We start from the raw sequence: 13625 nt of genomic DNA, 5'->3' as shown, positions 1-13625 counted from the left end.
GGCCGCCGCTCCGGACCGCGCCAACTATCGGATGCTCGGCCTTGCCGATCTGGCCCGATCGATCGTCGAGGGACGGCCGCCCCGTGCGTCCGGCGATCTCGCCCTGCACGTGCTGGAAGTCATGGAAGCGATCCTGCGTGCCGGCGAAATCGGCACCGCCCAGGCCGTTTCCGGAACTGTCGCGCAGCCGAAGGAACTGCGGGAAGACGAGGCCCGGAGCCTGCTGTCATGACGGGATTGGACGAATCTGCAAGGCGTGCCCTCGCATGGCCAGGCACCCCGCTGAAGCCGGTGGAAGATTGCACGCCGGAAGAAGCGCGGCGCCAATATCTCGACCGCTTCGCGGACAAGCAGTGGCCGCTCGAAGGCGTCGGCGAAGTCCTGGAAAGGCAGGCGGGCGGTATTCGACTGAAAGTATGGCGCGGGCGGCATGCGCCGCGCGGCCGCCAGCCGGCGCTGCTCTATCTCCACGGCGGCGGTTGGGTGATCGGAGCGCCGGAGACCCACGAGGACATCTGCCGGAACCTCGCCAATGCAGCCGGCGCCGTCGTGGTTTCGCCCGACTATCGCCTTGCACCCGAGCATCCCTTTCCCGCAGCGATCGATGACTGCGTCGGCGCGCTCATCTGGATGAACGAACAGGCCGGCGCGCTCGGTATCGATCCGACCCGCATCCTCATTGCGGGAGACAGCGCCGGCGGAAACCTCGCCGCCGTCGTCGCCCTTCTGGCGCGCGACGGAACGCTGCCGGCGGTCATCGGACAGGTGCTGATCTATCCGGTCACCGATCAGCGGCAGACGTCGGAAAGCTATTACCGCTATGCGCAGGATTTCGGCCTGACGGCCAAGGGCATGCGATGGTTCCGGGATCACTACATCCCGGAAGGCGCCGGCGGGGTTGACTGGCGTGCCTCCCCCCTTCTGGCAGCATCGCTGAAAGGCGTTGCAACGGCATTCCTAGTCCTGGCGGGACACGACGTGCTCTTCGACGAGGGCCACGCCTATGCGCGGCGCCTCGAGGCAGAAGCGAGCTGCACCTGCCGCATATGGCCGGGCCAGATCCACGGTTTCGTTTCAATGGGGCGCGCAATACCGGAAGCGCGCGAAGCACTGGATGCCATCGTGGCGGCCTGGCGTCGGATGGATCCGGCGTTCGGCCCGTGACCTCCGCGGGCAGGATCTGAAGACGCTCAGGCGGAGTCGCGCATGACGAGGGTCGCCTCGAGGATGACTTTGTTTGCCGCAACCTTCCGGTCGGCTTCCCGATCCTCGATGCCGCCCAACAGCAGTTCCACGGCATTCGCCGCGATCTCAGAGGCATTCTGGGCCATGGTCGTCAGCGAGGGGCAGGCGTATCGGCTGAGCGGATGGTCGTCGTGGCCGGCAATGCGCACATCGCACGTCTCGGTGCGGCCGATCTTCAATCCCGAAGCAAAAGCCGCAGCCATTGCACCGAAGGCAAAACGATCGTTGGCGCACAAAAGCGTCTTGCCGGGCAGGCCATTCTTCGCGAGAATTCTCCGCATCTGCTCGTAGCCGAGCCGTTCGAACTCCCAGGAGGGCGGCGCGTCGCAATCGATGACCAGCGGCGAATGTCCCTCCTTGATCATTGCGGCGCGGTAGCTCTCCTGTCGCTCGCCCGCATTTTCCGTCAGATGCGGAACATCGAGGAAAATCGGCGGCTCGCCGGATCGGCAAAGATACTGAACGATTTCCGCCACGCTCTGAGAATTGTCGTTTCCGACGAAAGGCAGGTCGGCGCTTGCAGGATTGTCGAAGCAGACAACCGGTATGGCATCCGTCAGCCTTTCCAGGGCCGAACGGCGCGAGCCGGACCCCAGGGGCGCCACGATCACACCGGCCACCTTCAGCGATAGCAGCGTCCGCACCGCCTCCTCTTCCAGCTCGGGTCGCGTATGCGACGAAAGCTGCACCGGCCAGAATCCCTTGGCACGCAGCTTGAGCTCGATCAAAGACACGACCTGGACATAGAAAGGATCCGACATCGTGGGGACGATGATTCCAATGTTCTTGGTCCGCTTGCGGTTGAGGTGCCGCGCAAAGAGGTTCGGCTCGAAGTTCGATTTCTTGAGGGCCGCCTCGATCCGCTTGCGCGTAACATCCTTGATCAGCGTCGGATCGTCAAAATACTTCGACAGCGTCGGACGCGATACGCCGCAGGCGCTGGCGAAGTCGTCCATGGATCTGTAAGTCTTCTTGGCCATTCAATTCCTTACCGCCGTGCGGATCGTTTCACTAACGGTCGAATCTGCCTTTGCACACGCAGCAAGACATTCAATGACAGGCGAAATTAGGCAATAGATAAATCGTATCAAGCCGCACCGGGCAACCCATTGCCGTTTCGAGCAGAAGCATTCTCGAAGACCTCGCAAACCGGAACCCCGCGCCGTTGTCCGAAGAACGAGGTGTGAATTCTCGACGCCGGAATTCCGGCACATTGGGCAAACTTTCATTTGCTTACGAAAGTAAAGAAAAAACACGTCGCAAGCAATAAAAATGATGCAAGAACTTTTCGCGCGCAAAATTTTTTAAATTGTTTTAAATCAACAATTTATCATGAAAATCGGTGTCTTGATGATGCCATGATGGCACCTTTCAAGCGCTTCCTTGTTGACAGGCAGGGGCGTCCGGGAACCTACTCTTCAAGCGATCTTCGGGAGGATCGATCCATTGAACGTCTAACGGGAGGTAGACATGAGATTCAACAATTTCAGCAGGAGTATTAGAGCCGCCGCGGCCGCTTGGGCGCTCTGTGCCACGTCCGCATTCGCAGACACCACGATCGAGTTCATCCAGTGGTGGGAACCGGAGATGCCCGCCGGCGCGTTGCGCGGCATCATGGATGATTTCGAAGCCAAGAACCCCGGCATCAAGGTCACGCTCGTCAGCGGTCCCTATGCCACGACACGCGACCAGATCGTCGTCGGCGCCGCTTCTAGCACGCTGAGCGACGTGGTGGGCCTCGATGGCGCATGGGTCAACAGCCTCGCCAAGCAGGGCGCCATCGCTTCGATGGACGATCTGATGGACGAGGTGGGCTACGATAGGACCCAGCTTGCCGATATCGTCAAGGTCGACGGCAAGAGCGTGATGTTCCCGCTTGCCTCCTTCGTCTATCCGGTCTTCGTAAACATGGATCTAGCCAAGGCTGCCGGCATCGACAAGATGCCGTCCACGCGCAGCGAATTCGCTGACGCCGCGAAGAAGATGACCGATGCCTCCAAGAACCAGTACGGCTGGGTGCTGCCGCTGTCGCTGCAGTCCCCGGGCGGCATCCAGAACGACGTGATGTCCTGGGTCTGGGCCTCAGGCGCCTCCATGTTGAAGGACGGCAAGCCGGACCTCGAAAACGAGGCCGTCGTCGGCACGCTCGACTACATCGAGTCGCTGAACAAGGCGCACGTCATCTCGCCCGGCATCTTCGCGAAGAAGGAACAGGACAAGGTCGAGGAATTCGTCAATGGCCGCGTCGGCATGATGGTCGATTCGCTCGCGCACGTTAACCTCATCCGCGAGCGCAGTCCGAATCTCAAATTCGGCATCTCCGCGTTGCCGGCCGCCGACGGCTACACGGGCAAACGCGGCATGCCGTACGCATCCTGGGGCATTGGCATCAGCGAAGGCAGCGAGCACAAGGACGAGGCCTGGAAGCTGGTCGAATATCTGATGAGCCCGGAAGTGAACGGGCGTCTCGTGTCGATCGCCAACGCCTTCCCCGGCAACGTCCATGCGAAGCCCGACTTCGTCGCCTCCGACCCGATCTTCGCGGAAGCCTTCAAGATCTTCCAAAGCGGCTATCCGGCCAACGAATTCGTCGGCCTTCCGGTCGCCGAAGAGTTGATGCGCGACCTGAACGTCGAAGTCCAGAAGGTGTTCGATGGCGGCCAGACGACCAAGGAAGCGGTCGCCAATGCGCAGAAGGCCTGGCTGGCCAAGTTCTGATCGACGATGTTTTACCAGCACCGGCGGCGCAACTGCGCCGTCGGTGCAAATCGTCAGTTTCCGGCACATTGGAAAGTCGCACAATGATTGGTTCCGCTCCGGCATTGACCACGGCACAGACAAGGACGCACAAGAAGGGCTGGCTGAGCTATAACACCCTGAGAAAGCTGGTACCGTATCTCTACGTGTCGCCGGCCACGTTTCTCCTCGTCCTGTTGATGCTGTTTCCCATGCTGATGGTCCTACGCTATTCGCTGATGGACGGTGCCATCATGAAGAAGGACGCTGCCTTCGCCGGATTGCAGAACTACATCACCATCTTCGCGGATCCGGTTTTCTGGCAATCGGTCGGCCAGACGCTCTATTTCACGGTGATGAGCGTGGTCTTCCATTTCATCATCGGCCTCGCCTTCGCGCTTCTGCTGAATACGACACGTGTCGACCCGGTCATTCGCAGCATCCTGCGCGTTCTCTACATCCTGCCGTGGCTGTTTACGGCTGTCATCATCGCCATTATATGGCGCCTACTGCTCGACCCGAACGGTGTCGTCAACAGCGTGCTGTTGGCGCTCCACGTCATCGACTTCAAGGTCGAGTGGTTCTCCTCCACGAGCACCGCAATCCATGCGCTCACCTTCGCGAACATCTGGGCAGGCTATCCGCTCTACATGGTTAGCCTGCTTGCCGGCCTCCAGGGCATTCCGAAGGAGTTGTACGAAGCCGCCAGCATCGACGGCGCCAACGAATTCGACATGTTCTGGCATATCACCATTCCCCAGCTCATGCCGATCATCGTCAGCATCGCGCTCCTGGATTTCATCTGGACGATGCAGGTCTTCCCGCTCGTATGGATGACGACGGGAGGCGGTCCGATCTACTCGACGGAAATGCTTTCCACATTCACCTACAAGCTCGCTTTTGCCCGTTATGAATTCTCGCTCGCCTCGGCCAGCGCGATCATCATTCTCATCATCTCGATGAGCGTCACCTACTTCTACATCAAGCACCAGCAGCGCAGGTAAGCGGCCATGGCAAAGCGTTCCTTCAAAAACACGGTCCTGCCGACCATCCTCACCTATATCGGGCTTGCCATCGGCCTCGTCTTCGCGGCCTTCCCGATCGTCTGGATGTTCTTCAGCTCCCTGAAATCCAACACCGAGATCTTCGCCCTCCCGCCCACGCTTCAGCCGAAAACCTTCACGATCGCGGCGTATCTCACGATCTTCAACGACCCCGTGAAGGTCCGGTTCTTCATCAACAGCTATTTCGTCGCCAGCGTCGTGACCTTTCTGACGGTGGTGATCGCGATCCTGACTGCCTACGCCTTCAGCCGCTATTCGTTCCGCTTCAAGAACACGTTGAACGTCTTCATCATCAGCACGCAGACCGTTCCGCCGATTACCCTGCTCATCCCCTATTTCGGCATGGTCGTGGCGTTCCGGATATTCGATACCTATCTGGCGCTGGTTATGACCTACATGGTCTTCACCCTGCCCTACGCCGTGCTCCTGATGACCGGTTATTTTAACACGCTTCCGAAGGAACTCGACGAAGCGGTTATGGTGGATGGCGGATCGAGCTGGACGGCCCTGTGGCGGGTGATCGTCCCCGTCTCGGTCCCCGGGATCGTCGCGACGGCGGTCTACACCTTTCTGCTGGCCTGGAACGAATTCCTCTTCGCCCTGACGCTCACCAAGTCGATGGATCTCAGAACGGTGCCCATCGGCATCCAGCTCCTGATGGGACAACACGCCTTCGAATGGAACGAGATGATGGCGATGAGCGTGCTGGGATCGCTTCCGCTTCTGGTTCTATACCTCGTCGCCCAGCGCTATTTCCTGGCCGGTATGACCGCCGGTTCCGTGAAGAGCTAAAGCGGTCCCGAGCTTGCCACGCGGCGCGAAAGACATCATCAACCTCAAGGGGATTGGCGAAGAGCTCGTCCGCCGCGCCCGACCGCCTTCAGAAAGCGCATAACGAGATCAGCAATGTCTCGCTGGCGGCGAATGCGATCATAAGGTGATGTTTCGTCTTCGCCCAAATCGAGACTGCCACGGGGCCGGCCTTGAGATAGAATTTTCGCGATGAGCCTATGTTTGTAGAATTCCGGGGCTACCGATCCCATCAACGGCGGTCATCAACCGCCTTATTCGGCAGCTGCCAGAAAGAAGCTGTTTTGTGAGGAAGCGGCGAGAGCGTGAACCCTAGCTTCAGTCTTGGCGATCAGCTGATAGAATTCGTCCTGCGCCTCAACATCCAGCTGGATGACAGCGTTGACATCGTCTGGTGTGTCACAGATGCAGGCGACTGCCGAGATAGGACAGATGCCGCCTGGATAGCGTTTCCCGGCTCCGGTATAGGCGCGGCGGCCCCAGCGTTCCGAATGAACTGTCTCTTCGCGGTCGAGGTGCAGAATGGTTCCCTTGCACGCGGTGACGATGGCGGCCTTGCCGTAGGCGAACCAGTGGTAGTTCAGCTTCCGCAGAATATATTTGCCGGTGATGTCCTCACCCGCCAGCTCCGCTGGGTCATCAATCATTCTGATCATGATGGCTACCTCTCATGTCGCGCTAATATCCTTCAGCGTTGCCCGCGCGACAAGATAGAAAAACGTAATATTCGTAGTAGCTTAGTCACAAAGTGTTTCCGATTCTTACACTTCGAGCACCCGTTCAGACGGCTGGTGGTGTTTGGGAAGAGCTGAATCGAGTTGGGGATCAACCGAAAGCGCGTCGTTTTGTGGCGAAGGTTCAAAGATACGTGGGACGGCCGAGCCAATGGCATAAATTACCCTGGCCGCGTGTCCGACGAGCTTTTTAGCGACGACTTATCTTTGAACGACGGGTTTGGTTCCAGGTCCCGCGCTTCAACCCTCAGCCACTCGACAAACTGTGCAACGCGAGCATTCTTGGTGCTTCGCGACGGCTCGATGAGGAAGTAGCCGTTTCGTGTAGTGACCGAATGCCGGGTAAGTCTGACCAGAGCTTTCTGATCCAACAAGTTTTTGACCAGACGCTTCCACCCCAATGCAATACCCTGACCGTTCAAGGCCGCGTAGATAGCTTCGGTATAAAAACTGCATCGCAAGCCTGACGGCCGTTTCGGGGCCTGAATCGCAAACGCGGCGAACCATTCGTCCCATCCGGTCCAGCTTGGATCTTCAGTGTCAGAGCTGATTAGAGGGTGCCGCGTTAATTCGTGCAGGTCTGCAAACTGCTCCAGCTGCTCGGCATAATCCGGGCTGCAGACCGGAAAAATCTCGTCCTCGAAGAGAAGTTCGGCTCGACCGTCTGGCCACATCCCATTTCCATAACGGATCGCCAAATCGATATCGCTTCCATCGAGGCTTGCAGCATTGTCTTGAGAGATGATCCGAAGCGGGATCTCCGGGTACTTTTTAGAAAATGAGGCGATCTTCGGCAGTAGCCAGAAATGGGAGAAGGCGACGCTGGCCGAAATCGTAAGGCCTTCGTGGCTTTCGTCCCTTTTTATTTCCGCGATCGTGTCAGCCACAAGGTTAAAGGCCGTCGTTGTAGCCGCAGAAAGGGTCCGGCCCTTGTCTGTGGCTTCGATCCTTCGATGCAAGCGCCTGAAGAGCGGAACGCCAAGGTCTTTTTCCAGCAGATGGATCTGGCGGCTGACGGCTGCTTGCGTGACGCCCAATTCACTCGCGGCCTTGGTGAAGCTCCCTAGCCGGGCAACAGCTTCGAATGCGGTCAATCCGGTCAAAGGAGGGAGCTTTCTACGCAAACTCACCAAGACAACGGACCTCCCATGACCTTAACCGCCAGTCTCTTTAGCATTACATTGAGTTATGTCCTATCCGGTTGAGAAATGCCATTGGAGAGGACGTTCTGCAGGATTTCATCACGATCGTAGCATAAGGCCGAATTATAGTCCGAGTTACGGCTCAGACGCGGCAGCGGGCGGATGGAAAACGTTTCCCGTTCTCTAGAACCGTCTAATTCGGCAAAAAGGCGCTGAAGCGTGGGGGCGCCGGTTCCCGTCTTAAAGAAGCACCGCGTCGCCGACCCTCAAAATACCGCGATGACCAGGTCGGCAATAGACACCCATATTCCGGTTGCCATACCGAATGACATTCCTGAGCATTTCAGGATCATTCTCGAGGCCTTCCTGAGCGATAATTGTAAACCCACAACGCTTCGTCGGCGCGACTACGGCGTTTGAGACTGCTCCCAGGCGGAGCGGCCGACCGATCCAGTCCAACTCGGCAAAGCCTTTGATGCCGATATCAGATTTCACGAATATATTAGGCCTAAATCTCCGGCGGTCTGGATCGCCGTCGGGATGGATGGATTTAAGGTATTCCACAGAAGCGCTTGTGAGCAGATGGAGTGGCGCAACATCATATCGATTGACGGCAAATTCCGGTTCGGCCGTACCGTATCCGGATCGCTCATACGGTCTCACAGTCACTTCGAAACCGAAGAATGCAGACAAAAGGCCGGCGAGATGTGGTGCGCCGATGGCAAGCCAATCTTGGTCTGGCACTTGGACTTCCACTCCGCCGGTAGCCGTAGTCCTGGATTTGACGAATATGGCTTTATGCCAACGCTGATCGCGTTCGGGATGGGCAACAGTTCCCGTCGCTACCTCCACCAGGGCAAACCGTCGATCACCGACCACTCCGTCGACGGAAACCTCAGCATGATCCAGTCTCTCTCCCGCCACTGAGCTTACCGGATAGCGCCAAAGTTCACCGATACTACCTATTTGACGCACGTTTAATGAACTCCCACGGTCGCAGCGCGAAGCTGGGAGGGAGTCTGTCCGAATAGGCGCTTGAACGTTCTCGTGAAATGAGACGCGTTTTCGAAACCGACGTCGAGGGCAATCTCGATCATCGGAAGTCTTGAATGGGCCAGCAATGACTTTGCACGCTCCATGCGCACACGGGTATAGGCCTGGGCTGGCGACATTCCAGTCTTCTCAAGGAATACGCGCTCGAGTTGGCGCCGCGACAGTCCCACCGACGACGCCAGCGCCGGGATCGAGATCCCGTCTTCCAGATGCTGTTCCATCGTGATCATCGCAGCCTTCACGCGTGCATCGTCGTAATTTTCGTGGAGCGGCCGGCGGGGCTGTACATCCGCTGGAGACCGCGCCTTTTCGATCTGCAAAACCTCCAAGGCGTTTCGCTCAGCCTCCCGGCTGATGTATCGTCGCACAAGCAAGGCAGCCATGTCGGCAGCGCTGCTTCCGCCTGCGCAAGACCCGCGCTGGCGATCGAGATTGAAAATCCGATCCGACCGCACCGGAAGATCGGGAAACCTCTCCCGGAAACTCTTGGCATGCAGCCAGCTTACGCACGTCTCATGACGTGTCATCAGTCCGGCATCCGCAAGAATGAACGAACCGGTGCAGAGCCCAATCAGCGGCACTTTCTGGATGGAGGCGCGCTTCAGGAAGGCAACCGTTTCCTGGTCAACAGGCCGCTCCACGCAAAGCAGCCCGCCAACCACGATGATGTAGTTGAAACGGGACGGATCGACGAAGTCCGACGTGGGAGCGACCTGGACACCGCAGCTCGATGTAATCAGATGTCTGGTACTTCCGAGCACCTGCCAATCGGCAAGGACCCTTCCGGAACGATCAGCTTCGTCACTCGCCAGGCGCAAGGTGTCGACGAATAGCGCAAAGGCCGAAAGCGTAAACGATCGAGCCAGAACGAAGCCTACCTTAAGACGCTTAGGAGGTAACGTGGCATTTCCCGTTCGGAAATCTTCCGGTCGCATCATATTGTCTCCCTGGTACATTTGCTCGCCTGGAGCAGACGTTGATTTGATCCGAAAACTGCGAGCAAGCAGTGTTCATCGATGCAGAAGAAGCCATTTTTCATCTCGGCTTTGAAAGACTGTTGCGATTAAACAGCCCGCGGGACGACCGGTCGAGCAGCAGGGCGACTGCGACGATTGCCAGGCCGGCTCGCAACCCAAGGCCCATCTCCATACGTGTTAAACCGCGTGTCACCTCTGCACCAAGGCCACCCGCTCCCACGAGGCCGGCCAGCACCACCATCGCCAGAGACAGAAGAATGCACTGGTTGAGCCCGACGAGAAGCGTTTGCTTCGCAAGAGGGATCTCGATCTTCCAAAGCACCGATCGCGGATGGGCGCCGATGGCGCTGCCGAGCTCCATGAACTCCTTCGGCACCTGGTTGAATGCCAGTGTCGTCAAACGCAGCATTGGCGGAATGCCATAAACGATAGTGGCGATAATTGCCGGCACCCTCCCGAGGCCGAAGATCATGACCGCCGGGATAAGGTAGACCCACGGCGGAACCGTCTGCATCACGTCGAGAACCGGGCGTACCATTGCCTCCAAGGTCTTGTGGCGCGAACATAGCACGCCGATCGGAAACGCGATGAGCACGGATATCAACACAGCAACGGTAACCAGAGCAACAGTCTGCATCGACGCCGTCCATAGCCCCACGAGCAGGCAGAAACAGAGGCAAAGGCCGGCAAGGATTGCGGAGCGGAGGCCCACGGCCACGAATGCCAAGACGATGACAATCACAATCAGCGCATAGGGTGGCACAAAAAGGAGTGCAGCCTCGATTCCCGAAAGGACAGCTTCGACGCCATAACTGATCGCAGCAAACAGTGGATGAAGGTTGGTGTTGAGCCAATCGACTGCCGGTGCCAGGAAGGCGCCGGGGGAAAACTGCAAGATCGAAGGGTTCATGACGTCCTCCCCGCACCGAGGCGTGCTGCGCTCTGGGTTATCCGGTCAAGCACCATGGTGAGAACCACGATGGCAATCGCTCCGTTGATCGAGGTCGCGATGTCGAGCGTTCGGATAGCTCCATAGATGGTTTCCCCCAGCCCGCCGGATCCGACGATGCCTGCGATGACGACCATGCCGAATGCCATCATCAGGCTTTGGTTGATCCCCGCCATGATGCTAGGAAGCGCAAACGGAAGGCGGATCTTGAAGAACATCTGGCCTGGCGTGATGCCGCTTGCCTCGCCGAGCTCGATGAACTCCTTAGGCGTCATTCGGATACCGAGAGAGGTCAGCCGGATAGCTGGAGGCATGGCGACGACGACAGTCGCAATGAGCGCCGTGGCCGGCCCGTAGCCAAGCAGCGCGATCGCAGGCAGCAGGTAGATGTACGGCGGAAGCGTCTGGATCAAATCCAGGCCAGGCTCCATGAAGCGATCCAGGGCGGTAAAGAACCCGGCTGCAATACCGATCGGGATTCCGATGGCCAACGCAAGTACGGTGGCTGTCAGCACCAGAGCCAACGTGCTCATCGTCTCCGGCCAAAGGCCCATGGAAAAGCAGAGCGCGAGTGCAGCACCACTCAGGACGGCGAACCAGGCATTGACCAGCCGCCAGCCGACAAGCGCTACGACGAGAGCAACCACATAAAACGGTGGAAGTTCCAGGAGCCACAGGATGGCGTCATGGAGTCCTTCGAGACCCCATCGGATGTAATCGAAAAGGACCTCCCCGTTGTCACTCACCCATTCGAGCGCGGAGTCTGTCCATTCGTCAAAAATATCGGTGAAGCCTGAACTGTCCATGTCATTAAGCTCCAGTGAGGGGTTATGCCGCCGCGAGATCGTTCGTGGAAGTTCCCTTGACGCCCATCAGGAGGCTCCGTGGCGTAACCACGCCGACAACCCGATCGTTGTCTACGACGGCGATGGCGTCGCGTTCCGACTGCATCGTCAACGTGATGAGTTCGTCGATGTCGGCATCCGGCGTGGTGCGCGCCAGCGACGAAATGTCTGAGTTTGGCTCGCTCCGCTGAAACTCGGTGACGCTGCGCATGACAGAATGTGCCTTGATCAGATGAAGGCGGGATATGCCGGCAACGAATTCGGCGACGTAGGCGTCGGCGGGATTGAGAATGATCTCCTCGGCCGTGCCGGTCTGAATGATCACACCATCCTTCATGATGGCGATGCGATCGCCGATCCGGATCGCTTCGTCCAAATCATGCGTGATGAAAACCGCAGACTTGCCGAGCGCCTTGGTCAGTTGCCTGAACTCATCCTGAAGCTGGCGACGGATAAGGGGATCGAGCGCGCTGAACGGCTCGTCCATAAGGATGATTTCGGGGTCGGCGGCGAGCGCGCGGGCAAGACCGACGCGTTGCTGCATGCCGCCGGAAAGTTCCCCGGGATAGCGGGTCACCCAGTCGGCAAGGCCGACCTTCTCCAAAGCCGCACTCGCAGTCTCGTTTCGCTCGGGTTTCGGAATTCCCTGCACCTCAAGGCCAAAGGCCGCGTTTTCGAGCACCGTTCTGTGCGGCAACAGAGCCACGCTTTGAAATACCATTCCGATATTGCGGGCGCGCATCTGCCTAAGATCAGCAGGCGACATGGCAGCCAAGTCGCGTCCCTTCACTAGGACCTTTCCCGCACTCGGCGTGATCAGCTTGTTGAGCAGACGGATGAGCGTCGACTTTCCGCTCCCCGACAGTCCCATGATGCAGAAGATTTCGCCGCGCCGCACCTGGATGCTCGCCTCGGACACGCCGACAACACAGTTGAACTCCTGCAGAACCTGTTTTTTGCTGAGACCGCGCTGAGCGAGGGACTTCATCGCGGCAGAGGACTTGTCTCCGAAGACCTTCCAGAGGGATTGGCAGTCAATCAGGACTTCATTGGTATCGACATTTTCGGTTTTCATAGCGATCCCCTTTGAGCCAATTGGCGCTGGCTTTTCTCGTTGGCTTCAGGGCGGCCGCCCGACGAGATCGGACGGCCACGACGCGGCCAGTATTACTTGATGTTTTCCCAGCGCTTGATTAGATCGGCATGGGCGCCGATCCAGTCCTGGACAGCCTGGTCCATCGTCTTGCCGTCCTTGACCTGGCCATTGATGGTGGTGATGTCGGCGAGTGGAACGTAGACGCTGGCCATCACTTCGCGTGCATGCGGGTTCTCTTCCGAAAAGCCCTTTTGGCCGATCCAGTAGTAGCTCTGCGGCGGCGGGAAGACGCCCTTTGGGTCCTTCAGGTACTTCACCTCGTACTTCTGGACCATCCATGACGGTTCCCAGATCGTCACCGCGACCCATTCCTTGCGGTCATAGGCGGATTTCAGCGCCGCGGTCATCGCGGCCGTGCTGCCTTCGACAAGCTGCAGCTTGATATCGTAGTCCTTGACCGCGTTCGACGTGTCGCGCATTAGGCCGGAGCCCGGCTCGATCCCGATGATCTTGCCGCCGAACTTATCGGCATTTTCGTTGAGCTGTTCGAGCGAATCGATGGGGACGTACTTAGGAACGGCAACACCCTGGTAGAGACCATGCGAGACGGGCGAAATTTTTTCGAGACGGTTCTTGTTCTTGTCCCAGTAGTCCTGAGCGACGTAGTCCGTCTGAGAGGCGAGAACCTGGATGTCGCCCTTGGCAAGCGCGGCATAGGCAATGCCCCATTCGGAGAACTCGGTCACCTTCACGGTGTAGCCGGCGTCCTCAAGAACCTTCTTTGTTATTCCGGTGATGGGCGTCAGGTCTTCCCACGACAGCGTGCCCATGTTGATCGTCTTTTCTTCCGCGTGCGCTGGAAGCATGCTCATTCCGATCATCGCAGCGGCGCAGAGCGCCTTCCACAAAGCCTTCATTGTTCTTACTCCTAGTTCTCGTTCCCATTCTCATCGAAGTCCTGCGGGCAGCGCAGT

Annotated in this window: 13 protein-coding genes and 1 pseudogene; 5 read left to right on the top strand and 9 right to left on the bottom strand. The window is 58.3% G+C overall.

All coding sequences use genetic code 11. The annotated features are described in order from the left end of the window. Both BN1800_RS27780 and BN1800_RS27775 read left to right on the top strand, forming a co-directional pair. Positions 1–232: pseudogene (locus BN1800_RS27780) on the top strand (gfo/Idh/MocA family oxidoreductase); the annotation flags it as partial. After that, positions 229–1164: an alpha/beta hydrolase gene (locus BN1800_RS27775; protein ID WP_087002032.1), complete on the top strand. Its 936-nt coding sequence runs from the start codon at positions 229–231 to the stop codon at positions 1162–1164. The pseudogene BN1800_RS27780 and the gene BN1800_RS27775, both read left to right, overlap by 4 nt. 26 nt (positions 1165–1190) lie before the next feature. On the opposite strand, the gene BN1800_RS27770 is transcribed toward BN1800_RS27775, so the two are convergent. Continuing rightward, a complete protein-coding gene (locus BN1800_RS27770; protein ID WP_087002030.1) occupies positions 1191–2225 on the bottom strand; it encodes a LacI family DNA-binding transcriptional regulator in 1035 nt (344 codons plus the stop codon). Between the two features lie 490 nt (positions 2226–2715). On the opposite strand from BN1800_RS27770, the gene BN1800_RS27765 reads away from it, so the two are divergent. The 3 genes from BN1800_RS27765 (at position 2716) to BN1800_RS27755 (ending at position 5837) form a co-directional block, all read left to right on the top strand. Further along, the gene (locus BN1800_RS27765; protein WP_087002028.1) at positions 2716–3963 is read left to right on the top strand and encodes an ABC transporter substrate-binding protein; all 1248 of its coding nucleotides are present in this window, start codon (positions 2716–2718) and stop codon (positions 3961–3963) included. Between the two features lie 83 nt (positions 3964–4046). Then, positions 4047–4985, top strand: a complete 939-nt coding sequence (locus BN1800_RS27760; RefSeq protein WP_087002026.1) for a carbohydrate ABC transporter permease — start codon at positions 4047–4049, stop codon at positions 4983–4985. A gap of 6 nt (positions 4986–4991) precedes the next feature. Then, positions 4992–5837, top strand: a complete 846-nt coding sequence (locus tag BN1800_RS27755; RefSeq protein ID WP_087002024.1) for a carbohydrate ABC transporter permease — start codon at positions 4992–4994, stop codon at positions 5835–5837. Between the two features lie 272 nt (positions 5838–6109). Here the strand turns inward: BN1800_RS27755 and BN1800_RS27750 are convergent, their stop codons facing one another. The 8 genes from BN1800_RS27750 to BN1800_RS27715 form a co-directional block, all read right to left on the bottom strand. Next, a complete protein-coding gene (locus BN1800_RS27750; protein WP_087002022.1) occupies positions 6110–6511 on the bottom strand; it encodes a hypothetical protein in 402 nt (133 codons plus the stop codon). 239 nt (positions 6512–6750) lie between these two features. Then, entirely contained in the window at positions 6751–7692 is a 942-nt protein-coding gene (locus BN1800_RS27745) for a LysR substrate-binding domain-containing protein (RefSeq protein WP_244564671.1), read from the bottom strand. A 279-nt stretch (positions 7693–7971) separates the two neighbouring features. Then, positions 7972–8706: an MOSC domain-containing protein gene (locus BN1800_RS27740; RefSeq protein WP_087002019.1), complete on the bottom strand. Its 735-nt coding sequence runs from the start codon at positions 8704–8706 to the stop codon at positions 7972–7974. A gap of 2 nt (positions 8707–8708) precedes the next feature. Beyond that, positions 8709–9719, bottom strand: coding sequence for a GlxA family transcriptional regulator (locus BN1800_RS27735; protein WP_087002038.1), 1011 nt, complete (start codon positions 9717–9719; stop codon positions 8709–8711). Positions 9720–9819: 100 nt separating this feature from the next. Continuing rightward, positions 9820–10671 carry an ABC transporter permease gene (locus BN1800_RS27730; protein ID WP_087002017.1) on the bottom strand — a complete coding sequence of 284 codons (852 nt, stop codon included), beginning with the start codon at positions 10669–10671 and terminating at the stop codon, positions 9820–9822. After that, positions 10668–11516: an ABC transporter permease gene (locus tag BN1800_RS27725; RefSeq protein ID WP_087002016.1), complete on the bottom strand. Its 849-nt coding sequence runs from the start codon at positions 11514–11516 to the stop codon at positions 10668–10670. Before BN1800_RS27725 ends, BN1800_RS27730 begins: the two co-directional genes overlap by 4 nt. Positions 11517–11538: 22 nt before the next feature. Next, positions 11539–12630, bottom strand: a complete 1092-nt coding sequence (locus BN1800_RS27720) for a quaternary amine ABC transporter ATP-binding protein (protein ID WP_087002014.1) — start codon at positions 12628–12630, stop codon at positions 11539–11541. A 92-nt stretch (positions 12631–12722) separates the two neighbouring features. After that, positions 12723–13568, bottom strand: a complete 846-nt coding sequence (locus BN1800_RS27715; RefSeq protein ID WP_087002012.1) for a glycine betaine ABC transporter substrate-binding protein — start codon at positions 13566–13568, stop codon at positions 12723–12725. Between the last annotated feature and the right edge of the window lie 57 nt (positions 13569–13625).

This window comes from Rhizobium sullae, from assembly GCF_900169785.1.
GTDB lineage: Bacteria > Pseudomonadota > Alphaproteobacteria > Rhizobiales > Rhizobiaceae > Rhizobium > Rhizobium sullae.
Note: the sequence above shows the minus strand (reverse complement) of the source record. Positions and strands in the feature narration are given on the sequence as shown.